Origin of the sequence: Embleya scabrispora DSM 41855 (genome assembly GCF_000372745.1) — a bacterium.
In the GTDB taxonomy this organism is placed as follows: Bacteria; Actinomycetota; Actinomycetes; order Streptomycetales; family Streptomycetaceae; genus Embleya; species Embleya scabrispora.
Map to the genome: position 1 here is coordinate 208,729 of NZ_KB889719.1, position 23,170 is coordinate 231,898.

At 70.4% G+C, this 23,170-nt stretch carries 18 protein-coding genes; 11 read left to right on the forward strand and 7 right to left on the reverse strand.

The features are described 5' to 3' along the window. Window positions 1-66 precede the first annotated feature (66 nt). The 3 genes from A3IC_RS0145190 to A3IC_RS0145205 form a co-directional block, all read right to left on the reverse strand. Window positions 67-2,436 carry a WxL domain-containing protein gene (locus tag A3IC_RS0145190; protein ID WP_158696353.1) on the reverse strand — a complete coding sequence of 790 codons (2,370 nt, stop codon included), beginning with the start codon at window positions 2,434-2,436 and terminating at the stop codon, window positions 67-69. 397 nt (window positions 2,437-2,833) lie between these two features. Further along, window positions 2,834-4,156 carry a WxL domain-containing protein gene (locus A3IC_RS0145200; protein ID WP_020556668.1) on the reverse strand — a complete coding sequence of 441 codons (1,323 nt, stop codon included), beginning with the start codon at window positions 4,154-4,156 and terminating at the stop codon, window positions 2,834-2,836. Window positions 4,157-4,466: 310 nt separating this feature from the next. After that, window positions 4,467-5,729 carry a WxL domain-containing protein gene (locus tag A3IC_RS0145205; protein ID WP_158696354.1) on the reverse strand — a complete coding sequence of 421 codons (1,263 nt, stop codon included), beginning with the start codon at window positions 5,727-5,729 and terminating at the stop codon, window positions 4,467-4,469. Window positions 5,730-6,575: 846 nt separating this feature from the next. Here A3IC_RS0145205 and A3IC_RS70420 point away from each other — a divergent pair. From A3IC_RS70420 to A3IC_RS0145255, 9 genes are all read left to right on the forward strand, one after another. Then, the gene (locus A3IC_RS70420) at window positions 6,576-7,478 is read left to right on the forward strand and encodes a hypothetical protein (RefSeq protein WP_191864131.1); all 903 of its coding nucleotides are present in this window, start codon (window positions 6,576-6,578) and stop codon (window positions 7,476-7,478) included. Window positions 7,479-7,819: 341 nt separating this feature from the next. Continuing rightward, entirely contained in the window at window positions 7,820-9,418 is a 1,599-nt protein-coding gene (locus A3IC_RS63515; RefSeq protein ID WP_020556672.1) for a hypothetical protein, read from the forward strand. 283 nt (window positions 9,419-9,701) lie between these two features. Next, window positions 9,702-11,549, forward strand: coding sequence for a WxL protein peptidoglycan domain-containing protein (locus A3IC_RS63520; RefSeq protein WP_020556673.1), 1,848 nt, complete (start codon window positions 9,702-9,704; stop codon window positions 11,547-11,549). Beyond that, window positions 11,546-12,757: a hypothetical protein gene (locus A3IC_RS60290; protein WP_020556674.1), complete on the forward strand. Its 1,212-nt coding sequence runs from the start codon at window positions 11,546-11,548 to the stop codon at window positions 12,755-12,757. The genes A3IC_RS63520 and A3IC_RS60290 overlap by 4 nt, the downstream gene beginning before the upstream one ends. Further along, window positions 12,754-13,530, forward strand: a complete 777-nt coding sequence (locus A3IC_RS0145235; RefSeq protein ID WP_020556675.1) for a hypothetical protein — start codon at window positions 12,754-12,756, stop codon at window positions 13,528-13,530. The genes A3IC_RS60290 and A3IC_RS0145235 overlap by 4 nt, the downstream gene beginning before the upstream one ends. Window positions 13,531-13,577: 47 nt before the next feature. Then, window positions 13,578-14,876 carry a hypothetical protein gene (locus A3IC_RS0145240; protein ID WP_020556676.1) on the forward strand — a complete coding sequence of 433 codons (1,299 nt, stop codon included), beginning with the start codon at window positions 13,578-13,580 and terminating at the stop codon, window positions 14,874-14,876. Between the two features lie 229 nt (window positions 14,877-15,105). Then, complete coding sequence (locus tag A3IC_RS0145245; RefSeq protein WP_158696355.1) at window positions 15,106-15,966, forward strand: hypothetical protein; 861 nt, start codon at window positions 15,106-15,108, stop codon at window positions 15,964-15,966. 166 nt (window positions 15,967-16,132) lie between these two features. After that, complete coding sequence (locus tag A3IC_RS0145250) at window positions 16,133-16,804, forward strand: response regulator transcription factor (RefSeq protein ID WP_020556678.1); 672 nt, start codon at window positions 16,133-16,135, stop codon at window positions 16,802-16,804. Between the two features lie 83 nt (window positions 16,805-16,887). Continuing rightward, on the forward strand, window positions 16,888-18,153 hold the full coding sequence (locus A3IC_RS0145255) for an ATP-binding protein (RefSeq protein ID WP_020556679.1): 1,266 nt from the start codon (window positions 16,888-16,890) through the stop codon (window positions 18,151-18,153). 30 nt (window positions 18,154-18,183) lie between these two features. On the opposite strand, the gene A3IC_RS60295 is transcribed toward A3IC_RS0145255, so the two are convergent. Further along, window positions 18,184-18,768, reverse strand: coding sequence for a GtrA family protein (locus tag A3IC_RS60295; protein WP_020556680.1), 585 nt, complete (start codon window positions 18,766-18,768; stop codon window positions 18,184-18,186). After that, window positions 18,765-19,262, reverse strand: a complete 498-nt coding sequence (locus A3IC_RS60300; protein ID WP_020556681.1) for a GtrA family protein — start codon at window positions 19,260-19,262, stop codon at window positions 18,765-18,767. Before A3IC_RS60300 ends, A3IC_RS60295 begins: the two co-directional genes overlap by 4 nt. A gap of 229 nt (window positions 19,263-19,491) precedes the next feature. On the opposite strand from A3IC_RS60300, the gene A3IC_RS0145270 reads away from it, so the two are divergent. Both A3IC_RS0145270 and purE read left to right on the forward strand, forming a co-directional pair. Continuing rightward, window positions 19,492-20,631: a 5-(carboxyamino)imidazole ribonucleotide synthase gene (locus A3IC_RS0145270; RefSeq protein WP_079027095.1), complete on the forward strand. Its 1,140-nt coding sequence runs from the start codon at window positions 19,492-19,494 to the stop codon at window positions 20,629-20,631. Next, on the forward strand, window positions 20,628-21,131 hold the full coding sequence (gene purE / locus A3IC_RS0145275) for a 5-(carboxyamino)imidazole ribonucleotide mutase (protein WP_020556683.1): 504 nt from the start codon (window positions 20,628-20,630) through the stop codon (window positions 21,129-21,131). Before A3IC_RS0145270 ends, purE begins: the two co-directional genes overlap by 4 nt. 54 nt (window positions 21,132-21,185) lie before the next feature. Here purE and A3IC_RS0145280 read toward each other — a convergent pair whose 3' ends face one another. Both A3IC_RS0145280 and A3IC_RS0145285 read right to left on the reverse strand, forming a co-directional pair. Further along, the gene (locus tag A3IC_RS0145280) at window positions 21,186-21,611 is read right to left on the reverse strand and encodes a CoA-binding protein (protein ID WP_020556684.1); all 426 of its coding nucleotides are present in this window, start codon (window positions 21,609-21,611) and stop codon (window positions 21,186-21,188) included. Window positions 21,612-21,717: 106 nt separating this feature from the next. Beyond that, window positions 21,718-23,037 carry a UDP-glucose dehydrogenase family protein gene (locus A3IC_RS0145285; RefSeq protein WP_026219479.1) on the reverse strand — a complete coding sequence of 440 codons (1,320 nt, stop codon included), beginning with the start codon at window positions 23,035-23,037 and terminating at the stop codon, window positions 21,718-21,720. Window positions 23,038-23,170 lie beyond the last annotated feature (133 nt).

Consider the following 23,170-nt stretch of genomic DNA (forward strand, 5'->3'; position numbering starts at 1 on the left):
GAACGGGGCGCCCACCGACACCTTGGGAAGGTGTCGGTGGGCGCCCCGGACAGGGCTGATGCGCCGTCAGGAGACGGTGAGCGTCAGGGTTCCCGTGTAGGTGCCGGCCGCCTGGTACGCCGGGATCGCGAGGGACAGGCCCGCGTTCGCGGTGAATACGCCACCGGTCTTGTGCGCCGGGTCCGTCGACGCCGCCGAGCTGCACAGCAGCCCGCCGTTGACGGTACCCGCCGAGCCGGTCACGACCTGGCTCGCCGAGTTCGGCTCGGCCACGCACCGGGGCGTCCAGGACAACGCGGAGGCGGGCAGCGAGTTGCCGCCCTCCGCCTTGAAGTCCGAGACGGAACCGGTGAGTTGCCAACCGAGGGTGCCCTTGCGGGCATCGGTGACGGTGACCGCGTTCAGCGCGCCCGTCATCGACTGCTCACGGTTCGCGAACGGGACGTCCGCGAGCACGACGCCGTTGCCGGCCTGGGTCATCGACAGCGTCCCCGGCTCCTCACCGGGACCGCCGCCACCTTCGAAGGTGAACGCGGCGAGTGCCATCTTGTTGCGGTCGCTCTTCTCGGATGCCCGGATCTGCGTCGTGCCGGGCTTGGTCACCGTCAGATCGACGGCGAACGTACCGTCCGCGGTCGCGGTGGCCTCCACCGTGTCGCCGGTGGCACCGAGGGCCGCGTCCAGGGTCTCCAGCACGACGGCCGCGCCGGGGGTGAAGTTCTTCCCCGTCACATGTGCCTTCGTACCCGAGGGGCCCCGGTTCGGCGTGGCGGCGATCTCGCGCGGCAGTACGACCGCCGAGGTGATCGTGACCGGCGCCGTCAACGAGGTGACTCCGACGGTGACCTTGACCAGGTACTTGCCCGGCGTCACCTGCGCGCCGAGCGTGGCCTGCGCGGTGAGCGCGCCGCCCTGTGCCACCGAGCCGGACCCGGCGACGAACGCCGAGCCGGAGCAGTCCGAACCGTCCTCCGCACACAGCTGGACCTGCGGATTGCCCTGGCCGGTCGGCCAGTTCGCCCCGGACAGCTTCACGACGTCACCCGGCTCGAGCAGGCTCTGATCCACGATCAGATTTGCCTGGTCGGGTCGGCCGACCGCGATCGAGTGCGAGACCTCCGGAGTTCCGGTGGGTACGCCGCTCGACGAGATGGTGATGACCTTCAAGCCGTATCCGGCGGGAGCCAGATCGATGCGGCCCGCCTTGGTGATCTTGAAGGTGCCCTTCATGTCGCCGACCTTGAGCACCTCGCCGCCCGGAGTGGCCGGGTTGCCCTTGGGCCCGCTGACCGACACGTCGCCGGTCTGCGCGCCGGAGAGCTTCACGGTGCCGCTGGGCGTCACCGTGTCCTTGAGCGCGACCACCCAGCTGGAGGGGTTGCGCGGGTAGCCGATCCACTTCCAGTCGACGGTGACCTCGTCGCCGATCTCGTACCACGGCTTCGCCGGGGACACCGAGAGCGCGACCTGGGGTTCCCAGGCGAAGACGGGGCCGTTGCCCCACGCCGGGGTGTAGCGCACGCCGTACGTGACCGGCTCGGAGTGTCGCAGCGCGTCCTTGGTGACCGAGATCGGCACCAGGACCGACGCGGTACCCGAGGTGATCCGGAGCTGGCGTACCGCGTCCGACAACCCGGCGGCCACTCGGACCTGGCCCGACAACTTTCCGGAGGCGTCGACGGTGAGGGTGGAGCCCGACGCCCCTTCCGCCGCACAGGCTTTGCCGTTCAGGTCGCACAATTCGACGTTGACACCGCTCGCGCCGACCGGCCAGTTCTCCCCGGTCGCGTCGACGGCCGCGCCCGGCCGGACCACGTTCCAGCCCAATGCCACGGTCGCCGGCTTGACCGTGCCGTCCACCGCGAGTGTCGCGCCCACACCCGGGGTGCCGTTGGGCGTGCACGGCGTGTCCCAACTGCCGAACATGTTCGCGGTGCTCGTGTAGCCGCCGGGGGAGAGCTTCAGTTCGCCCGGCTTGGCGATCTTCAACTTGCCCGTCATGGTCGACAGCCACAACTTCTCGCCGCCGGGGGTCTGCGCGTTCTTCTGCGGACCCTCCATGGCGATCTCGCCACCCTGCGCGCCGGAGACCAGGACCTTGCCCCGCGGCTTGACCGCGTCGGCGTTGACGGTCACGGAGGAAGGGTTCTTCGCCGCGTCCTTCCAGGTCCAGGTGACGGTGACCTCGTCGCCCACGTTGTACTTGGGCTTGACCGGATCGACCGTGAGGTCGACCTGGGCGTCGAAGTCGAACGGACCGCCACCGACGCTCGGCGGTATGCAGTGCACGTTGTACGTCACAGGAGCCGCGCTCGCGGACTGTGCCCCCGCGCCCACGCCCAGGGCACCGGCCACGAGGGCGGTACCGAGCACGCCGGCCACACGCTTGTTGCGGAGTCTGGACCCAGTGCTTTCCCTGGTTCTTGGTCTGAGCATGTGGTGCTGTCCCTCCTCGGGATGCCTGCCTGGCCCGCCGGGGGAGCGGGCAGTCGAACACCACACCGGGACCGGTCCGCCGCCGTCGGTGACCCGCGCGGCGCGGGGCGGTCGATTCGGTGCCGTGCGCCGATTCGACGTCGGCGGGGTGACACCCGACCCCACCGTTGTCACCCGGTCGTTCTGCTGATGCCCTCTCCTGAAACCTGTTCCAGAAAACAGCGCCTCCCATTGAGCCCGGGGGCGTTTGCGAAGTCAACAGCGGAACGCGATCCGACGACAACGATTTGTGTGCGCACTCGCCGGGCGTTCGACGGGTGGGAATGGGCGACGGGACGCCCACCGCGCAGTGAGGGAATGCGGCGGACGCCCCGTGCCGATGAACCGATGCCTACTGTCAGGAAACCGACAGGGTCAGCGTCGCGCTGTAGTCGCCGGCGCCCTGGTAGGCCGGAACCTTCAGGTCGATGTCGGCGTCGGCGGAGAAGGTGCCACCGGTGTTGGTCGTGCCCTGGGCGACCGAGGCCAGGGTCGCGCCCGAGCCGATGGTGCCCGCGCTGCCCGCGACCGGGGTGCCCTTGGACTTCTCGTCGGCCTTTGCCGCCTTGGGCTTCCAGGAGAAGTTGTCGGCGGGGATGGTCTCGCCGGCCTGGGTGGCGAACTCGGTGATCGAACCGGTCAGCGTCCAGCCGGCGTTGCCGCCGCGCAGGTCGGTCACGGTGACCGTGTTGAGCTTGCCGGTCATGGTCTGGTCCTGCGCGCTCACGCCGACCTCGGACAGCCGGATGCCGCCGGACTGCTGGCTGATGGACAGCGCGCCCGCGGTGATCGTGCCGTCCAGCTTCTGGGTCAGGTCGCCGGGCTCGGTCGGGTCGACCTTCTTGCGCACGAGCAACTGCGCCTGGCCGCTGTTGCCTTCGGCGTCGGCCACGGCGAGGGTGTGGATGCCGTTGGCGACGTTGTCGGCCAGCTTGACGTTGCCGGTCAGGTTGCCGGACGCGTCCACGGCGAGCGTGGAGGCGGCGATTTTGGCGGCGTCGCCGTCCAGCGTCGCGGTGACCGCACCGGGCGCGAACTTGCTCCCGGTCAGGGCCACTTCACTGCCGGGCTCGACCGCGGTGGAGGGCGCGTTCAGCACCGGCTTGTCGGCCGCGCCGACCTTGAGCGTGGCCGAGGGGGCGACCGCGGTGACCGGGTTGCACTTGGTCTCGGCGTCCAGGCCGAACGCCTTGGTGAAGGTCGAGTACAGGCCCGGGGTCAGCGTCACGTCGCCGGCCTGGGTCAGCTTGACCTTGCCGGTCATGTTGGTGAGCACGAGCTCCTGGCCCGGCAGGGTTTCCGGGTTGATCCGCTGGCCCTCGACCGCGACCGCGCCGGTGGCCGCGCCGCCCAGGGTGACGCTGCCCTTGGGCAGGGTGGAGTCCTTGTCCACCTTGCCGACCACGGGGATCTCCGGCGGCGCCTTCGGGTACGACTTCCAGGTCCAGGTGACGGTGACCTCTTCGCCGATGTCGTAGCGCGCCTTGGCGGGCGCCACCGACAGGTCGATCTTGAGGTCGCCATCCGGGATGACCAGGTTCGGGACGATCTGGTTGACGCAGTGCGAGGTGTAGTTCACATCGGCCGCGTTCGCGGTGGGCGCGAGGGCCACCATGCCGACGGTGCCGGCGATCGTCACGACGCCGAGCGACGCGGCGAGTTGCCTGTTTGCCTTGAACATATGGTGCGTTCCTTTTCTCGGATACCGCTCTGCCGGCGCCGGGGAGGGCGGGGCAGCCGAAACATCACTTCGAGCGACCGGGCGCGCCGCCGGGCATGGACATGCCGTGCGGGGCCTCGGTGCCTCGTGCATGGCCGGGCGGGTGCCGCCGTGAGGTGCGGCCCTGCCGAGCGGGTGGAACGTGTTACAGAAATCGTGCGTGATCATTCCGCTTCACGTAGATCGCAAAGTCAAGGGCTTCACCCGTGGAAACGAAAAGGACGCCCTCCTCGCACGATGCGAGGAGGGCGTCCCGGTCTCTGACGGTGACTCAGCTCAGACTGAGCGTCAGGTTCCCGGTGTAGGCGTCGGAGCGCGAGCCGCCGGGGAGCGACAGGTTCAGCAGGGCGTTCGCCTCGAACGCCCCACCGGTGACCGCGCCGGTGCTCGGGTTCTGCCGACACAGCACTTCGGCGCTGCCGCCGACCGTGCCGGGCACTCCGGTGCCGACGGTGGCGGGCGGGCCCTCGACGGTGGTGCAGGCGGGGATCCAGGTGAGCCGCTGGGCCGGGACGATCTCGCCGCCCTGGCCGACGAAGTCACTGGCCTGCGCGGTCAGCGTCCAGCCGAGTGTGCTGCCGCGCCGGTCCAGGATGGACACCGGATTGAGCCGCCCCTCCAACTGCTGCGCGTCGCCGCTGGGTTGGAACTGCGGCATGGTCACGCCGGCCGAGTTCTGGCGCATGAACAGCGGTCCGGCCACGGTGTCCACGGGGGTCTGCGGCACCTGGCCTGCGGGCGGCGGCGGAAGCGGCGGTGTGCTCGGGGGAGGCGCGGTCGCCCCGGTGGATGGGCCGGGAGTGGCGCCGGTTCCGCCGAGGGTGGGATCGCCGGTGGCGCCCACGGTGCCGGCGGTCGGGTCGATCGTGGCGCCGCCGGAGGGTGGGGCGGTGGGCGTGCCCGGGGTGGTGCCGTTGCCGGAGGAGCCGCCGTTGGCGGAGCCACCGCCCGCGCTCTGGCCCGGGGTCTGGGTCATGCCGACCTGGATGCTCGCCGACACCGGCAGCCGGTCCGGATGGACCGGGGTGCATGGGGAGTCCCGGACCGCGAGCTGCTTGAGCACGTACGCGCCGGGGGCGAGGTCGATGCGACCCTCGGCGGCGATGGTGAACCGGCCGGTCATGTCCGCGACCGGGAGCGGTTGTGAGCCGCCGACGCTCGGGTGCTTCGCGGGGCCGGTGAGCACGATGTCGCCGACCTGGGCGTTGGAGAGCTTGACCATGGCATCCGGCGTCTCGGCGTTGGCGGGTACGTCGATCCACGCCCAGGGGTTGCGTGGCGGCGTGGCCCAGTGCCAGGTGACGGTCACCTCCTCGCCGACCTTGTACGTGCCCTGCTTGGGTGCCGACACGGACAACTCGATCCTGGGCTTCCAGGTGAAGTCGGGACCGGCCGCGATCGGCGGTCGGCAACTCACCTCGTGCTCCACGGGCGCCGCCTGGGCCCCGGGTGCGACCGCCGTGAGACCTGCCGCGCCGGCGGCGAGCACGCCCGCCCCCAGCATCGCGAACAGCCTCCTGCGGGGTGGAACCATGCGCGGGACGCTCCCTTCCCTGTTCTTTGTTCTCGGGGTCCGGCCGGACCCCGGATCGTTCAGCCTCGGGGATGGCCTGAAACGTGTTCCATAAATGGACCAAATGCCCATTGATTCCGCTTGCCTGACGTGGTGTCAAGGGATCTCGGCCGGCTGTGACGGGTTCGAGAAGCGCCGGCACGGAGCGTCGCCGTCGACGCGGCCGAGTGTCACGCTCGGGGCCCTTGGTCACCCGCGTTCCGTATTCCAGGCGGGGCGGCTCGAGTTCCGTCGGCCGTCACGGCCGCGGTGGTCATCCCCTGGGCGACGCCGAACCGTACGCGCGGTGGAGCTCCGGGCGATTTTTGCCCGGAGCTTCGTGGTTTGGGGGCCTTTCGCGCCGTACTTGTACGCGACACGTGTCGAGTTTGTGGGGGCCCGTCAACCGTCTTGTCGACACAGTGATTTCGCTGGTCCGCGCGATATGGAACCGTGTCCGACGGATGCAGGTTTTCTGCTTTTCGCTGTTGTCCGCTCATGCCACTTGTCGTACCGTCACCCGAAGATCTGACGTGACATCAAGTACTGGAACAGTCTCGATGTCTCCCGGATGCGCCAAGGGAAGCCCCCTCCAGGGAACGCGAGGCGTGTCCCACCGGTGCTTGCGTGGTCCGGTTTCCCGCCCGGTCCGCGCCTCGAAAGGGGGAAGTCGGGTGTGGCGACCGCGTGTACCCGATGCGTCGGGGCGCGTGCCGGGTCGGTGCAGGCCGACACGCCGGAACGGCCCTGCTGAGCGCGCGTCGCTCCGGCCGTTTCGATCAGGACTTCTCGACGAGCAAGAAATCCCCCCGAAGGGAGAACCACCGTATGGTCAGGCCCTATAAGCGAACCGCGGGCGGCTTGGCGGCGTTCGCCGTCATGGCGGGCGGCATGCTGGCGTTCGCGCCGCAGGCCGGCGCCGCGCCGGTCACCACGCAGGTGAAGTGTGACTTCACCGACGATCTGGTCATCAAGGCGATGGACAACAAGACGTCGGTCTCCGGCGCGCAGCCCTTCACGATCACCGGCCCCGCCGACGCGACGGCCGGCAAGTCGATTCAACTCGCCATCGACCCGGGTGTCAGCCCCGCGTCCTCCCCGCTCAAGGCCCCCATCAAGATCACCCCCACGGTCGTCTTCGACGCGAAGTCCGACGGTGGGACCGCGACGCTGACGGCGGTGGGCGCGACCAGCACCATCACGGTGGAGGCGAAGGTCGGGATCGACGTTCCGAAGTTCAACGCCAACGTGCAGTTGCCGAGCAATGCCAAGGGCAAGGTCGAGCTGAGCCCCAAGAAGTTCTCGCTGAAGATCGAGGTCATCGACCCGCCGCTGGAGTTCACGGTGCCGTGCAACATGACCTCGACGGCGGTTGCCTACTCGGTCACCACCCCGGGCGCCTCGACGAGCAGCGGCTCCACCTCGGGCACCACGAGCGGCTCCACCTCGGGCACCACGAGCGGCACGACCTCGGGCACCACGAGCGGCACGACCTCGGGCACGACGAGCGGCACGACCTCGGGTACCACGAGTGGTACCACCACAGGGACCACGAGTGGCACGAGCTCGGGCACGACGGCCGGCACCACCACCGGCTCGGGCACGCTGCCCAAGACCGGACCGCTGGACGACGCGCTGTCGATGGGTCTGCTCGGTGGGACCGTCGGGCTGCTCGGCGTCGGCGGGGTGTTGCTCGCGACCCGACGGGTGCGGTCCTCGCGCAACGCCTGACCAAAGCTCGCGGACGGTCGGCCTTCCGGCTTCGGGAGGCCGACCGCGGCGCTTGCCGGCGGCTATTGACTATGCGGCGGGATCGCGCGTGAATGGCACGCCAGAATCTGTAACAGGTTTCAATTCGCAGCACACGATCCGTGTCCCGCAGGGGATCGACGGACAGTGAGACGGCCGCCTCGGTCGCGTGCAACGAATCTCGAGTGAGGCGTCCGCCCCAGGTACGGCACCGGAGCGCCGGGCCCACGGCAGCGCCACGCTCCTCGGCACCCGCTCCGGTGTGGTGTTCGACCACTCCGCCCCCGGCGGCCGGTGGTAACCCCTGAAGGGAGCAGCACCACATGTTCAAACCCAGCAAGAAGGTCGTTGCGACGTTCGGCGTCGCGATGATCGCAGGTACCGCCGGCTTGGTCGCGGGAGCGCCGGCGGCGTTCGCCGGGTCGGTCAACCCGGACCTGCGCTGCACCGAGCCGATCTTGCATTGGAACAAGACCGGCAAGCAGACGTTCGACGCGACCCTGACGCCGGCCACCGGCAACGCGCCGGGCACGGTGAAGATCAAGATCGACGCGGGGGAGAACCCGCTGCGTCCCGACAGTGACTTCGAGAACATCGGATTCGTCGGCAAGTACACCTTCACCTTGAGTACCGGCGGCGAAGTAACCGTGGTCGCCCCGGAGTTCAAGGCGAAGATCGGCCCCAACACCGGCATCAACCCGCCGGAGTTCACGGCCGACCTGGCGATCCCGCAGGCCGCGCCCGGGACGCAGATCGATCTCACGCTCAAGACGTTCGCACTGGACGTCAACGTGCCCGGTCTGCCGGCCCCCACCACCACGGCCACGTGTGAGGTCACCGGCAGCAACGGCGTTATCGCCTCCTACAAGGTCGCCGAGGCCCCGCCGCAGGACCCGACCCTGACCACCACGCCCGGACAGGTCAAGCCCGGCGGTGCCCTCACCGTCGCCGGGACGAACTGGCCGGCCGGTACGCCCACGGTCGAACTGTGCGACGCGAGCGGCAACGCCTGCGACGCGACCAAGGTCACCGGCGCGCTCACGGTCACGGATGGCGCGCTCGCCGGTACCGCGACGATCGGCGCGACCGTCGCGGACGGCTCGTACCAGCTCAAGGTCACCGTCGGCGACAAGTCCAAGACGTCGAACGTCTCGGTCAAGGCCGATGTGCCGAGCAACCCGCGCAAGCTCGTGCTGAACCCGACCCACGGGCCGGTCGGTACCGAGGTCACCGTCGCCGGCGAGGGCTACACGCCCGGCGCGGATGTGTACGTGATCCCGACCAACGCCGCTCAGCAGCCGGACGTTCCCGGTCTGGTGATGGCGAAGGCGGGCACCGACGGCAAGTTCACCGCCAAGGTGAAGGTCAACAAGGCCGACACCACGCTGATCGCGGCGTCCGAGGACACCACCGGCACGCTGTCCGCCGGTGCGCCGTTCACGGTCGACGGCAACCCCCCGGCCGGCTCGCTCAAGCAGGACCTCACCGGCACGATCGCCGGCGGCGCCCTGACGATCTCTCAGGAGAACGGCGGGATCAAGCTCTCCGACGTGACCCTGAACGGCACCGAGCAGAACATGACCGGCGCGCTCAACACGGTGACGGTCAAGGACTACCGCGGTGGCGCCACCGGTTGGACGCTGACCGGTGCGGTGACCGACTTCAGCAACGGCGCGGGCGGCACCATCCCGGCGGAGAAGTTCTCCTGGGTCCCGAAGATCACTCCGGGCGAGGGTTCGCCGAGCCAGGCCGTCGCCGGTAGCGCGGGCCCGATCGGCAAGACCGGCGCCACCCTGGCCTCCGCGCCCAACGCGGACGTCACCGGCGGCACGTTCAAGGCCGACGCGGGTCTGGCCCTGGCGGTCCCGGCCTACCAGGCGCCCGGCAACTACAGCGGGACGCTCACTCTCTCCATCTCCTGATCGAAATCTCCCGACCGGACCCGTCCGGCGCGGAGACCTCGAACGGCCTCGACACCAGGGGCCCGTGCGCCACGGAAAACCATCCGTGGCGCACGGTCCGCCGGAGCGGGCCGCTGCGGATCGACGCAGAGCGGAGGGTGGGGCGGGCAGCCGGCCCGTCCCGCCCACACCGCACTCGCGCGATCCGCGCACGCACCACCCAGGCACACAGCGCGGGCCCTTCGGATCCGCTCCCGAAGCCGGCCCTTTCGATCCGCAGCACACAGACCAGCTGGAGACACCGATGACGGGCACCCCGGCCCCCCCGAGCCGCCGGCAAGGCGGACGAATCCGATCCCTGGCCACTCTGTTCGCGGTGCTGGCCACGCTGTTCGCGTCCCTGACGCTGGTCGCGCCGACCCCCGCGTCCGCCGCGGGCAACGGCGAATGGTCGGTCGACCCGTACGTGCCCGACGGCACGAGCCAGAACGCCCGTCGCTACTTCTTCCTCGAAGGCGCCGCCGGCACCACCGTCCCCGACGTGGTGACCCTGCACAACACGAGCCAGGCGCCGCTCACCATGAAGCTGTTCGGCGCGGACGCGTACAACACGCCGCGCGACGGCGGCTTCGCGCTGCGCACGGTCACCGACAAGCAGAAGGACGTCGGTACCTGGATCCAGGTGGCGCCGGAGAACCAGACGCTGACCCTGCAGCCGGGGGAGAAGCGTCAGGTCCCGTTCAACATCGTCATCCCGCCCAACGCGACGCCCGGTGACCACCCCGGCGCCATCGTCGCGCTCAACACCGCGATCGAGGGCACCCAGCAGCAGGGCCAGATAAAGGTCAACATCCAGCGCCAGATCGGCGCCCGGGTGTACCTGCGGGTGCAGGGCGACGCGCTGCCGGCGATGGACATCCAAAAGGTCGAGGTCAAGCGGGACGCGGGCTTCCACGAGTTCTTCGGTTCGAGCAAGGCGAAGATCACCTACCGGATCATCAACCGGGGCAACGTGATCCTGCGCCCCAAGTTCCGGCTCAAGGCCGAGGGCCTGTTCGGCCGCGAGCTGATGAGCAAGGCCGACGAAGGCGCCGAGATCCTCCCCGGGTCGACCGTGGAGAAGGTCGTCGAGTGGAAGGACGCGCCGCGGCTGGACCACGTCACCGTCAAGGTCGACGGCGTCGTCGCGGACCAGAACCTCAAGGACGACGCGAGCGCTTCGTACACGGCCGTGCCGTGGCCCAGCCTGCTCACCCTGGCCGCCATCCTGCTGGTGGCGGGCGTCGGGTGGGGCCTGTGGCGCAACGGACGCAAGGGCAAGGGCAACGGCGGAGACCCGGCCGAGCCCGGCGGCCCGGTGGGGCCGACCGACGACACGACCGTGCTGCCGCCGATCCCGGCCGCGTCCGCACCGACCGGCGAGGCCGTTGCCGAGCACGCACAGCCCGCGTCCGCGCCGGCGGCGGAGCAGGTGCCGGCCGAACCCGCGAAGGCGGCGGCGTCGGCGGAGACTTCCGGTGAGGCCGCGGACGCCGAAGTGGCGGGCGAGAAGTCCGCGGCGGAGGCCGACGAGGCGCCGGTCGACAGCGGGCCGGTCGTGATCGCGAAGGATGCGAAGGCGGAGCAGGCCGAGGAGAAGCCGGCCGACGTCGTGGTGGGTGAAAACGAGTCGGCTGTGGCCGAACAAGCCGACGACAAGCAGGTCGATGCCGAGGCGAACGCGGCGCCGGCGACCGAGGACGCCGCAGCCGACGGCAAGGCCGACGAGGCCGAGTCGGCCGATGGTGCGGCTGTGGTGAGCACCGATGCCGAGGTAACTCCCGCTGTGGACAAGCCCGCCGGGGAGGCTTCCACCGATGCGGAGGCGGCCCCGGATACGGCTGCCGAGGCCGAGGCCGACGCTGCATCCGCCGCACCGGTTGCCGAGCAGTCGGCCGTCACCGAGCCGGTGGCCGAGGCCGAGTCCGCTCCCACTGAGCCTGCCCCCACTGAGTCGCCGGCCGAGGCCGAGGCCGAGCCGGCCGTCGAGCCCGCCGCCGCGCCCGCGAAGAAGGCCGCCAAGCGCCCGAAGGGCAAGCAGCCCCCGGCCCGCCCGCGCGCGGACGCCCCGGCAGCCGAGGACTCCGCCGATTCCGCGGGGGTCGGCCGTTGATCGTGGTCGACCGGGTTCGTCACGCGGCTCGGGCCGGCCGCGCCCGCGGTGCCGCCCTCGCGCTGATCGCCGTGCTGCTCTCGGGGCTGGTCGCCCTGGGCGGCACGGCGCCCGCGCGTGCGGCGGACCCGGCACCGGCCGCGGGCCCGAGCGCGTCGATCGACCCGGGCAAGGTCGCGGCCGGGGACAAGGTCTCGGTCGTCGGTGGTGACTGGACCCCCGGCTCCCTCGTCCAGGCGAGCATCTGCGGGGAGAACGGTCTGCGCGGCACGGTCAACTGTGCCGCGGCCAGTGCCGCGAGTGGGACCGTGGACGCCGGCGGCAACGTCTCGATCACCCTGACCGCCGCCGTCCCGCCGTCCCCGTGCCCGTGCGTGGTGCGGATCGCGGTGATCATGAACGGGCCGCCGAAGGACGCGAGCGTGCCGCTGGAGATCGACGGCGCGCCGTACGCTCCGCTGCCGGCGACGGTCAAGACGCCCGGTCGGCTCGTCTTCATCGACAGTGCCATGGCCGGCGAGGACTCGATCTTCACCTGGTTCGGCTCGCCCGTGCAGCGCCGGTTCCGGATCGAGGTGGGCAACATGGGGCAATCGCCCATCGTCAACCCCACCTTCCGGATCGGCTTCTACGAAGGGGTCTACGCCCCGACCTGGGAAGACTACGAGTCGCACGTCACCATCCCGCCGGGCAAGCGCACCACCATCTCGCTCCCGGTGGAACTGAAACCCCGTCAGCACGGCACCTTCAGTTGGCGGGTGACCTACGACAACCAGGTCGTGGACGAACAGGCCCTGGAGGTCGGCCGTCCGTGGGGCGTCTACATCTTCGGCGCGCTCCTGGTGATCGTGGTCCCGGTGGCGGCCTGGCGGCTGTTCCTGCGGGTCGTCGAACTGATCGGCGAGCAGCGGGCCCGCCGTACGAGCGAGCGCGAGCGCGAAGTCGGGCTGGCCGAGGCGCCGTCCCGGCTGACCCGGGACGACAAGAACCGAAGGTCCGCCGAGGACAGGGCGGATGACGGTGAGTCGGATTCCAGGACCGCGAACAGACGCCCGACCGATTCCTCGGCCGCACCGGTGGACCTGAGCAAGCGCCCGGTCCGCTCGATGGTCGAGACGATGGTGATCGGCGGTCCGCTGTACGCGGGTTCCGAGCCCGGCGAGGACGACCACCCCCGCGCCGGCGAGTCAGGGGGGCCCGAACGATGAGCGCGCGACCCGGCAGGGGGCTCGGCGCCCTGATCGCGACGACCGCCGTCGTCGGCACCGTGCTCGTGTTCTATTACGGGCCGGGCGGCGGCGAGTTCGGCCCGTCGCACACCAACGTCACCGATCAGGCGGGCCCCAGCGGCGGCGGCACCTTCCGGCCGACTCCGACCACCGCCGGTGACGACACGAACTCCGCTCCGCCGAACGACGCTTCAGCCGGCCCGAACACGTCCGGGTCCGGCGGGAGCGACGGCGGCGGATCGGCCCCCGGCGCGGGAGACCTCGACTGGGACACGAAGATCGAGCAACCCAGCTCTCCGGCCCGGGTGGACGGCAACGTCAACCCGGGTGTTCTGGCGGTCAGTACACCGAACGCCGGACACAGCCGGCTCACCGTGGACCGGGCCGGCGGCACCGCCAAGGGTGTGCTGAATCCGATGCTGGTCCAGGACTTTCGCGGGTCGCGCAACGGGTGGACCCTCACCGGCGCGATGTCCGACTTCCGGGCGGAGGACGGAACCCGGATCGAGGCGCACAACCTCGTCTGGGATCCGTACTGCACACCGCACCCGGGACGCGGCCCCTATCCCAGCTCGGCGAAGCCCGGGAACCGGGCGCAGTCGAGCCGTACGGCGACCCTGTGCTCGACATCGTCATCACCGAGCGTCACGGGGGGTGAATTCGACGTCGGCGCGGAGCTGACCCTGCGGCTGCCCGACCGGAACACAACCGCCGAGAGCTACTCGGCGACGTTGACGCTCACGCTCAGCTGACCAACACGACGGGGTGAGTCCCGCCCCGACGAAGGGAGCACAACCTGATGAAGCGCCATATCACGCGTACCGCGATGGCGGGGGCTGCGGCCCTGGCCATTGCGTCCGGCGGCCTGCTCGGCCTGTCCGGAACGGCGGTCGCCGCCGAGGTGGTCGTGCCCGACACCTGCAAGCTGCCGCCCCTCGCCGGCGGCCAGGACGTCACGAACGACCAGAAGATCGAACTTGTGATGCCGACGGGTGCGGTCAAGCCCGGCAACGTCGCGACGGTCGGGGTCAAGATGGGCCCGACCGGGCAGAAGGCGCCGGCCAAGCTCAACAACGACTTCACCTTCTCCATGACCTTCGAGGTCGGCGGGGGCGGCGGCACCACCAAGGAGGTGAAGCTCGAAGGCGGTGGGAAGCTCGTCGCCGAGAGCGGGGGGGATGTCGCGCTCCCGCAGTTCGACGGCAAGATCACGATCCCCGCCGACCTCAAGAGCGACATCACGCTCAAGCCGAAGGAATGGACGACGGTCGTCAAGATCCTCGGCGATCAGGTGACGGTGTGCAAGCCGACCGGGACGGCACCTGACCTCGGCACGCTCAAGATCAGCGAGGACGGCGGCGGCGACCCGCCCGCCGGCGCCCCGAACGGCAAGGACGTCACGGTCGACTACACCTGTGACATCTACCTGGGCAGCGACAAGTTCGGCGATCCGCTGCCGCTGAAGTCGACCATCAAGGTGATCGTGCCCAGTGCCGCCAAGCCGAACGAAAAGGTGGCGGTCCAGGCGAAGTTCAAGGACGACATCCTGGGGACCGCCCCCTCGATCACGCCGGCGAACGGGGTCGAGGCGACCGTTACCCCGACCCTCACCATCGACACCACGGGCGGCGACAAGAAGCCGTTCAACGTCGCGCTGCCGGCCAAGAAGGTCAGCATCAAGCCGGGTGACCAGATCAAGGCGGCCGGACCGCTCACAGGTGAGTTCACGGTCGGCGCGGCGGGCGACTACACGTTCAGCCCGGGCGCGTTCAACCTGGGTCTGGAGATCCCGGGCGAGCAGGTGATCAAGGTCGATCTCAAGTGCAAGGCCACCAAGACCGATGTCTCGGCCACCCTCAAGGCGAAGGGCGATGGTGGCACCTCGTCCGGGAACGTCACCCAGACCCCCACGGGCAACGTCGGCAGTGACGGCGGCAGCACCACCACCAACGGCGGCGCCACCGGCGACCTCGCGCACACCGGCGCCTCCGGCGGCGGCATGACCGCGTTCGCGATGGCGGCCGGCACCGCCGTGCTCGGTGCGATCGCGCTGATGTTGTTCGTGCCCTACCGGCGGCGGATCCGCAACCAGGTCTGACATCCGGCCCGCGCGCGGCGCCAACTCGGCGTCGTAGCGGCTGTGATGGCTGAACCCAGTTGATCCGAATGCGAAGGGTCCCCTTGCCGGTCCTCACCCGGCCGGGGGACCCTTCGGCTATGTTCCGCCGCGGGACACAACCGAAGCCGCCGCACCCCACTTCCTCACCCGACCTCACCTCGTCCCTCCCTCACCGATTCCGCCACCCACGAGAAGGAACGCGACTCCGATGGCTCTCTGGGCTCCACGCATGGCGAGCGCCGTCCTCGCCCTGGGCTGCACGGTCGGCTCGGCGCTCGTGCTCGCTCCGCCCGCCGGTGCGGCGGAACCGCTGATCGTGCAGGTGCACTGCGTCATCCCGCTGGACCAGCCCGCCGTGGACGGTCCGCAGCAGATCTCGCTGGACGCGCCGACCGATCCGGTCCGGCCCGGCGACAAGGTGAAGATCAAGGTCACCCTCGGCGGCAGCCCCGCGACCAGCCCGCTGCCCTTCCCGGGGACCCCGTTGACTCCGTCGATCCAGCTCATCCTGTCCGGTGGCGCGAGCGGTGAACTCACGCTCCAGGGGCCGAAGATGCGTGTCGACATCCCGGGTACGCCCACGCAGATCGTGGTGCCGCCCTACGAGGGCGAGATCACCGTGCCGCTCGATGCCAGGGGCGACATCAGGATCGCGCCGGGCAAGATGGTCACCAGTACCGCGATCTTCGGCGACCAGATCACCACGTGCTTCCCGACCGCTCCCGCGCCGCCCGCGACGACCCTCAAGGTCGACGTGGCGGGAAGGGCCCCGGAGGGGCCGCAGGGCACTTCGACGGGTCCGGGTGCCGGGCAACCTCCGGCATCGGGCGAGGCGTCCGTACAGACCGCGCCACAGCGTGCGGAGAGCCCGGCCGCGAGCCCGGGCGGTGCCGCCGGGGAGGGGGCCAAGGCGAGCGGGGTCGACATCGGGACGGCGAGCCGCGGCGAGGACGACGGAGACGTCTCCGGCGGGACGATCGTGCTGATCGTGGTCGGCGTACTGATCCTGGTGATGGCGGCGGCCACGATGTTGTACTCGTGGCGTCGACACGAGGACGACGAATGGTGATCGCGCGTCGATACCTCGACCGGGCCACGATCCCCCGATCGCTCCGCGTGTCCCGGTCGCTCGGAGTCCCTCGACGAAGGAAAAATTCCCCTCGATTCCCGGCCCTCGCAGGTCTGTCGGGTAGAGCTCGTCAACCTCGCGCCCACGGCTCAGTAACATCAAGGTCATGACCCGCGTACTGCTCGCCGAGGACGACGCATCCATCTCCGAACCGCTCGCGCGTGCGTTGCGCCGAGAGGGCTACGAGGTCGAGGTGCGCGAGGACGGTCCAAGCGCTCTCGAATGCGCCGCGCAGAGCGGGGTGGACCTGCTCGTCCTGGACCTCGGTCTGCCCGGGATGGACGGCCTGGAGGTGTGCCGGCGGCTGCGTGCCGAAGGGCACGGCTTCCCGGTTCTGGTCCTGACCGCGCGCGCCGACGAAGTGGACACAGTGGTCGGCCTCGACGCCGGCGCCGACGACTACGTCACCAAACCCTTCCGGCTCGCCGAGCTGCTCGCCCGGGTGCGCGCGCTGCTCCGGCGCGGCGCGGCCGACGTCGGTCAGGGGGTGCACGGCGTGCGGATCGACGTCGACTCGCATCGCGCCTGGATCGGCGAGGAGGAGCTTCAGCTCACCGCCAAGGAGTTCGACCTGCTCCGGGTGCTGGTGCGCGACGCCGGCCGGGTGGTCACCCGCGACCAACTGATGCGCGAGGTGTGGGACACCACGTGGTGGAGTTCCACCAAGACGCTGGACATGCACATCTCGTGGCTGCGCAAGAAGCTCGGTGACGACGCGGGCAACCCCCGTTACATCACCACCGTGCGCGGCGTGGGCTTTCGCTTCGAGAAGAGCTGACCTCGGGCGGCCGGGCCGACTTCGCGGGTGCCGATCTCGGAGCCGACCTCAGAGCCGACCTCGGAAAGCTGACGGGACCAACCTTGCGTCGCAGGCTCATCAACACCACGCTCGGCGTGGTTCTGGTCGTGGTGGCCGTGCTCGGCGTGCCGTTGGCGTTCGTGGAGACCCACGCGATCGAGAACAGCGCGGGTGACAGCCTCAAGGCCGAGGCCGCGCGCATCCTGGAGGTCGTCGAGCTGCGCATGGCCTCCGGCGAACGTTCGGACGCGGAACTGCTGCATCGGCAGATCGAACCGCATCGCTACGCGATCGTGCGACTGTCGGGGGAGCCCCCGCTGGTGATCGGCGACAAGCCGAGCGGCCGGGTATTCGAGAAGGACATGCACGGCGAGATGGGCGACTCGGTCACCGTCGGCGAACCGCGCGGTCGGGTCACCGGCAAGATCCGCGAATCCCTCCTGCTCATCCTGGGGGTGGCGCTGCTCGCCGTCGCCGCGGCCGCCGCCCTCGCGGTGTGGCAGGCCCGCCGGCTCGCCCGCCCGCTGACCGACCTGGCCGAGACCGCCGAACGGCTCGGCTCCGGTGACCCCCGGCCCCGACACCGCCGGTACGGCGTGCCCGAGCTGGATCGCGTCGCCGAGGTGCTGGACCAGAGCGCCGAGCGGGTCGCGAGGATGCTCACCGCCGAGCGCCGGCTCGCCGCGGACGCCTCCCACCAACTGCGCACGCCGCTCACGGCGCTGTCCATGCGGCTGGAGGAGATCATCGCGACCGAGGACCCGGAGATCGTCAAGGAGGAGGCCGCGATTGCGTTGTCCCAGGTCGAGCGGCTGACCGACGTGGTGCAGCGGCTGCTGACCAGCAGTCGGCGCGGCAGCGGCGGGCGCGACCCGCGCAACATGTCCGCGGTCACCGTCCGGGTGGACGATGTGATCCAACAGCAGATCGACGAGTGGCGACCCAACTTCCGCGAGGCCGGACGCAGCATCCGGGTCGAGGGGGAGCGCGGGCTGACCGCCGTGGCCACCCCCGGGGCGCTGTCCCAGGTGCTGGCGACGCTGGTCGAGAACACGCTCATGCACGGTGCGGGCGGGGTGAACATCCGCACGCGTACCACCGGCACCTCGGTGGTGGTCGAGGTCGAGGACGAGGGCACGGGAGTGCCGGACGAGCTGGGTGCGCGGGTGTTCGAACGGGCGGTCAGCGGCCACAACTCGACCGGCCTGGGACTCGCGGTCGCCCGGGACCTGGCCGAGGCGGACGGCGGCCGGCTGGAGCTGCTCCAACAGCGCCCACCGGTGTTCGCGGTGTTCCTGGCGGCGCACCCGGAGGAGCCGCCCGGGTGAGGGGCGCGGGGCCGGGGCCCCGCGGGTGGATCAGGCCCGGGAGGTCTCGCTCTCGTCCTCGACCAGGCGGGCGGCCTCGGTGTCCAGGCGGGCCCTGCCGGAGGGCGCCGGTCGGTCGGGCTCGGTGTTGTCTTCGGTGCTCGGCGGCGCGACGACCCGCACCGACTTGCGGTCGACGTGGTGTGTACCGGTGAAGACCCACGTGCGGTAGGACCAGAAGCGGAACAGGGTGCCCAGCGGCAGGCCGACGGCGTACTTCGCGACGTTGTCGGCGAGCAGCGAGGGGTAGCCGAGCCAGTAGTGCGAGATGGCCACGGTGCCGGCCTCGATCGCCATGCCGACCCCGCTGAACGCCATGAACAGCACGAACTCGCGTCGACTGTCCTCGGACGTACGGTGCCGGAAGGCCCAGTAGCGGTTGCCGAGGTAGTTCACCATGATCGCGAGCGCGGTCGAGATCACCGACGAGCGCACCGAGGCCAGGCCCAGGTGGTTACGGCAGATGTTGAACACGATCACGTTGACGATCACGCCGAATCCGCCGACGGCGCCGAACTTCAGCGTCTCGTGCAGCAGGTGTCCGACTCGGTCGTGCCAATTTCGGAGCGCCTTCACGACATGCCACCTTCGACGACCGGCGCGCCCGCGGGTCGTTTGTGCTTGAACACCCACGTGCGGAACGCCCAGAAGCGGAACAGCGTGCCGAGAGCCATACCGACGATGTTCGCCGAGATGTTGTCGGCGAGCTTGCTCTCGTAACCCATCAGGGTGTGCGAGACGAACACGCTCGACGCCTGGATGCCCGCGGCGATCGCGCTGAAGACGAAGAAGAGCGTGTACTCACGCCCGACGCCGGTGCGGTCCCGATGCCGATAGGTCCAGTATCGGTTACCGACGTAGGCCACGATGGTCGCGGGGATCGAGGAGACGATCTTCGCCGCGACTCCGCCCATGCCGAGTGAGAGGCCGAGGTTGAAGACCAGGACGTCCACCGCGTAGGCGAGCCCGCCCGCGACCAGGAATTGGGTGACCTCGGAGCGGAAGCGGGCGACCCGGCCGGTCGGCGATCCGACGGTGGGGTCGGTGGGGGCGCCGACAGGCGAAGACACGGACGCTCCTCTGGCACCACTGGGGCTACGGGCAAGACGACTCACTCGACGAGGGTAGCCGCCGCGGCCGCTCGGCATCGGCGCGCGGTCTCCCTCCTGTTGCAGACTCTTTACCGGAACATCTCCCATCACGTGTGGCACATGTCGTTCCGGCGGTCCCGGCTCGCCCGGGAGCCGCCCGCGATGCCCACCGCCACAGCCGCGCGCGTCGGGTCGGTACCCTTCCCCCGTGACGTTCCCAGTCGTCGGCATGGTCGGCGGCGGCCAGCTCGCCCGCATGACGCACCAGGCCGCAATCCCGCTCGGCGCCCGCTTTCGCGTACTCGCCGCATCCCCGTCCGAATCCGCGGCCCAGGTCGTGGGCGACGTCGTGCTCGGCAGTGAGGACGACCTCGCCGACCTGCGCCGCTTCGCGCAGGGCTGTGACGTGGTCACCTTCGACCACGAGCAGGTCCCCACCGCGCTCCTGGAGGCTCTGGAGGCCGACGGCGTCGCCGTTCGGCCGAGCCCGCAGGCCCTCGTGCACGCCCAGGACAAGGGCGTGATGCGGGCCAGGCTGGCCGAGATCGGTGTCCCGTGCCCGCGCAACCGGATCGTGGCCGATCCGGCGGACGTGGCGGCGTTCGCGGCCGAGGTGGGCGGCTGGCCGGTGGTGCTCAAGACCACGCGCGGCGGCTACGACGGCAAGGGCGTGTGGATCGTGCGCGGCGAGCAGGAGGCCGCGGTGCCGTTCGCGGCGGGCGTGCCGGTGCTCGCCGAGGAGAAGGTGGACTTCACCCGCGAGCTGGCGGCGTGCGTGGTGCGCTCGCCGCACGGGCAGGCGGTGGCCTATCCCGTGGTCGAGTCGATCCAGGTGGACGGCGTGTGCCGCGAGGTGATCGCGCCCGCGCCGAACCTGGCCGAGGAGCTCGCGGTCCGGGCGCAGCGGATCGCGCTGTCGATCGCGGGCGAGCTGGGCGTGACCGGACACCTCGCGGTCGAACTGTTCGAGACCGTCGACGGGCGGATCCTGGTCAACGAGCTGGCCATGCGCCCGCACAACAGCGGGCACTGGAGCATCGACGGCGCGATCACCTCGCAGTTCGAGAACCACCTGCGCGCGGTGCTCGACCTGCCGCTGGGCGACCCGCGCGCCCGGGCGCCGTGGACCGTGATGGTCAACGTGCTCGGCGGCGACTATCCGGACATGTACCGTCCGTACCTGCACGTGATGGCCCGCGATCCCGGGGTCAAGGTGCACATGTACGGCAAGGATGTGAAGCCCGGCCGCAAGGTCGGCCACGTCACCGTGTGCGGCGACGATCTGGACGAGGTGCGCGAGCGCGCCCGGCACGCCGCCGACTACCTCCGAGGGGACATCACCGAATGAGTACGCAGCCCGTCGTCGGCATCGTCATGGGGTCCGACTCGGACTGGCCGGTGATGGAGCTCGCCGCGCAGGTCATGGACGAATTCGGGATCGGGTACGAGGCCGACGTGGTCTCCGCGCACCGGATGCCGCAGGAGATGATCGAGTACGGCACGACCGCTGCCGAACGTGGTCTCAAGGTGATCATCGCGGGCGCGGGCGGCGCCGCGCACCTGCCCGGGATGCTCGCGTCGGTCACCCCGCTGCCGGTGATCGGGGTACCGGTGCCGCTGAAGTACCTGGACGGCATGGACTCGCTGCTGTCGATCGTGCAGATGCCAGCCGGGGTGCCGGTCGCCACCGTCTCGATCGGCGGCGCGCGCAACGCCGGGCTGCTCGCGGTGCGGATGCTGGCGGCGCACGATCCGGCGCTGCTCGCGCGGATGACCGCGTTCCAGGCCGAGCTGAAGGCGCAGGCGACCGAGAAGGGGCGCAAGCTGCGCGAGCGGATCGGGTCCTAGGACCCGAGGTCATGGGCGGGGCCCGACGGATTGCTCGGGCCCCGGCTCCCGGGGTCAGGCTTGGCCCGCGCCCGTCATGGTGATCCGCTGGAGTTCCACCGCGGAGCACCGGTCCATCACCATGTCCAGGCCCGCGTCGCGGACTCGTTGGTAGGCGCTCTCGTCGATCACGTCCAACTGGAACCAGACCGCCTTCGCGCCGATCTTCACGGCCTGGTCGGCGATGTCGCCGGCTTGTTCCGAGTTGACGAACACGTCTACCACGTCCACCGGGAACGGGATCTCGGCGAGCGTGGCATACCCGTGTTCGCCGTGCACGGTCTCCGCCTTCGGATGCACGGGCACGACGCGCTTTCCCCACTGGCGGAGGAACGCGGCTACTCCATATGCGGCGCGGTGGGAGTTGGTGCTGAGCCCCACAACGGCCCACGTGTGCGTGTCGAGGATCCGTCGGATCGTGGCCTCGTTGCCGTACGGCATGCTGATGACCTCGCAGTCCTTGTCTCGCTGCTCGCGGTGCCCCCCGACAGACGGACGGCGCGGCGCCGTCAGCCGGGTGAGTGTGCCCCCGAGGCGGGCCGGCTACTCAGGGACGACCGAGTGCCCGGTACGTCCATCCTGCGCCGCGCCAGCGCACCGGGTCGAGGGCGTTGCGCCCGTCGAGTACCCGCCGCTCGGCAACGATCTCGCCCAGCACGGCCGGATCCATCTCGCGAAACTCCGACCACTCGGTCAGGTGCAGCACCACGTGCGCGCCGCGGGCGGCGTCGAAGGCGGTGTCGGCGTAGGTCAGGCCCGGGTACATCTTCCGGGCGTTGTCCATCGCCTTGGGGTCGTACACGGTCACCTCGCCGCCCTGGAGCTGCACCTGGGCGGCGACGTTGAGCGCGGGCGAGTCGCGGATGTCGTCCGAGTTTGGCTTGAAGGCGGCGCCGAAGACGGCGACCCGGCGGCCCAGGAAGCTGCCGTCGCACTGTTCGCGGGCGAGATCGACCATCCGGAACCGGCGGCGCATGTTGATCGCGTCCACCTCGCGCAGGAAGGTGAGCGCCTGGTCGGCGCCCAGTTCACCCGCTCGGGCCATGAACGCGCGGATGTCCTTGGGCAGGCAGCCGCCGCCGAAGCCGAGCCCGGCCTTGAGGAAGCGGCCGTTGATCCGCGGGTCGAAGGCGAGCGCCTGGGACAACTGCTCGACATCGGCGCCGGCCGCCTCGCAGACCTCGGCCATCGCGTTGATGAACGAGATCTTGGTGGCCAGGAACGAGTTGGCGGCGGTCTTGACCAGCTCGGAGGTGGCGAAGTCGGTCACCACGAGCGGGACACCCTCGTCGAGCAGGCCGGCATACACCTCGCGCAGTGTGTCCTCGGCCCGCTGCGAGCGCACGCCGATCACCAGCCGGTCCGGGTGCAGGGTGTCCTGGACGGCGTAGCCCTCGCGCAGGAACTCGGGGTTCCAGGCCAGCTCGGCCTCGGCGCCCACCGGCGCCAGCTCGGCGATCCGGGTGGTCAGCCGCTCGGCGGTGCCGACCGGGACGGTGGACTTGCCCACGACCAGGCACGGGCGGTGCAGCAGCGGGGCGAGCGCGTCCACGGCGGCGTCGACGTAGGACACGTCGGCGGCGAACTCGCCCTTGCGCTGCGGCGTGTTCACGCACACGAAGTGCACGTCGCCGAACTCGGCGATCTCGGCGATGTCGGTGGTGAAGCGCAGCCGCCCCGATGCCACGTGCGGGGCCATCAGCTCTTCGAGCTCGGGCTCCCAGAACGGCGTCCGACCGCTCGCGAGGGTGGCCACCTTGTCGGGATCCACGTCCATCCCGAGGACCTCGAAGCCCAGCTCGGCCATGCACGCCGCGTGCGTGGCGCCCAGGTAGCCGGTACCGATGACCGTGATGCGGGGTGCCACGTACGTCACCTGACTTCTTCGTCGTGGGAATGGGGCGTGACCTGGATCGTATCGGCCGGGGTCGGGGCGCCGTCGCCGAACCGTGGCCGAGCCGGTGCGAGCCCGAACGGGGTGCGGCTGAATAATTGTGGAC

What these genes read in the sequence shown, in the direction of transcription:
- A3IC_RS0145190 (WP_158696353.1), bottom strand. Translation starts at nt 2,436, where the DNA reads ATGCTCAGACCAAGAACCAGGGAAAGCACTGGGTCCAGACTCCGCAAC.
- A3IC_RS0145200 (WP_020556668.1), bottom strand. Translation starts at nt 4,156, where the DNA reads ATGTTCAAGGCAAACAGGCAACTCGCCGCGTCGCTCGGCGTCGTGACG.
- A3IC_RS0145205 (WP_158696354.1), bottom strand. Translation starts at nt 5,729, where the DNA reads ATGGTTCCACCCCGCAGGAGGCTGTTCGCGATGCTGGGGGCGGGCGTG.
- A3IC_RS70420 (WP_191864131.1), top strand. Translation starts at nt 6,576, where the DNA reads ATGGTCAGGCCCTATAAGCGAACCGCGGGCGGCTTGGCGGCGTTCGCC.
- A3IC_RS63515 (WP_020556672.1), top strand. Translation starts at nt 7,820, where the DNA reads ATGTTCAAACCCAGCAAGAAGGTCGTTGCGACGTTCGGCGTCGCGATG.
- A3IC_RS63520 (WP_020556673.1), top strand. Translation starts at nt 9,702, where the DNA reads ATGACGGGCACCCCGGCCCCCCCGAGCCGCCGGCAAGGCGGACGAATC.
- A3IC_RS0145235 (WP_020556675.1), top strand. Translation starts at nt 12,754, where the DNA reads ATGAGCGCGCGACCCGGCAGGGGGCTCGGCGCCCTGATCGCGACGACC.
- A3IC_RS0145240 (WP_020556676.1), top strand. Translation starts at nt 13,578, where the DNA reads ATGAAGCGCCATATCACGCGTACCGCGATGGCGGGGGCTGCGGCCCTG.
- A3IC_RS0145245 (WP_158696355.1), top strand. Translation starts at nt 15,106, where the DNA reads ATGGCTCTCTGGGCTCCACGCATGGCGAGCGCCGTCCTCGCCCTGGGC.
- A3IC_RS0145250 (WP_020556678.1), top strand. Translation starts at nt 16,133, where the DNA reads ATGACCCGCGTACTGCTCGCCGAGGACGACGCATCCATCTCCGAACCG.
- purE (WP_020556683.1), top strand. Translation starts at nt 20,628, where the DNA reads ATGAGTACGCAGCCCGTCGTCGGCATCGTCATGGGGTCCGACTCGGAC.
- A3IC_RS0145280 (WP_020556684.1), bottom strand. Translation starts at nt 21,611, where the DNA reads ATGCCGTACGGCAACGAGGCCACGATCCGACGGATCCTCGACACGCAC.